The 969-nt window shown below is 69.8% G+C and carries 1 protein-coding gene; it reads right to left on the bottom strand.

Annotation, left to right across the window (positions count from 1 at the left end):
- The coding region (hutU, locus tag PSEWESI4_RS00070; RefSeq protein ID WP_187669148.1) for a urocanate hydratase at positions 1-969 on the bottom strand (969 nt) is incomplete at both ends.

The following is a 969-nucleotide window of genomic DNA, read 5'->3' on the forward strand; positions in this document are numbered from 1 at the left end:
GATCATCGGCAGGTTCAGGCCCTGCTCTTTCGCGCAGTCGATGGCGATCTGGTAGCCGGCGTCGGCGTGGCGCATGACACCAGTACCCGGGTCGTTGGTCAGCACGCGGGCGATGCGCGCCGCCGCCTCGTCGCTGCCGTCGCAGACGATCACCATCCCCGAGTGCTGCGAGAAGCCCATGCCCACCCCGCCGCCGTGGTGCAGCGACACCCAGGTCGCGCCGCTGGCGGTGTTCAGCAGGGCGTTGAGCAGCGGCCAGTCGGACACGGCGTCGGAGCCGTCCTGCATCGCCTCGGTCTCGCGGTTCGGGCTGGACACCGAGCCGGAATCGAGGTGGTCGCGGCCGATCACGATCGGCGCCTTCAGCTCGCCCGAGCGGACCATCTCGTTGAACGCCAGGCCGAGCTTGGCGCGCTGGCCCAGGCCGACCCAGCAGATGCGCGCCGGCAGGCCCTGGAAGCTGATGCGCTCGCGGGCCATGTCCAGCCAGCGGTGCAGGTGGGCGTCGTCGGGGATCAGCTCCTTGACCTTGGCGTCGGTCTTGTAGATGTCCTCGGCATCACCGGACAGCGCGGCCCAGCGGAACGGGCCGACGCCCCGGCAGAACAGCGGGCGGATGTAGGCCGGCACGAAGCCGGGGAAGTCGAAGGCGTTGGCCACGCCCTCTTCCTTGGCCATCTGGCGGATGTTGTTGCCGTAGTCGAAGGTCGGCACGCCCTGCTTCTGGAAGTCGAGCATGGCCTGCACGTGCACCGCCATGGACTGCTTGGCGGCCTTCACCACGGCGGCCGGGTCGGTCTGCGCGCGGTCGCGGTACTGCTCCCAGGTCCAGCCGATCGGCAGGTAGCCGTTGAGCGGGTCGTGGGCGCTGGTCTGGTCGGTGACCATGTCCGGGCGCACGCCACGCTTGACCAGTTCCGGCAGGATCTCGGCGGCGTTGCCGTGCAGGGCGATGGAGATCGCCTTGCC

Origin of the sequence: Zestomonas carbonaria (genome assembly GCF_904061905.1) — a bacterium.
In the GTDB taxonomy this organism is placed as follows: Bacteria; Pseudomonadota; Gammaproteobacteria; order Pseudomonadales; family Pseudomonadaceae; genus Aquipseudomonas; species Aquipseudomonas carbonaria.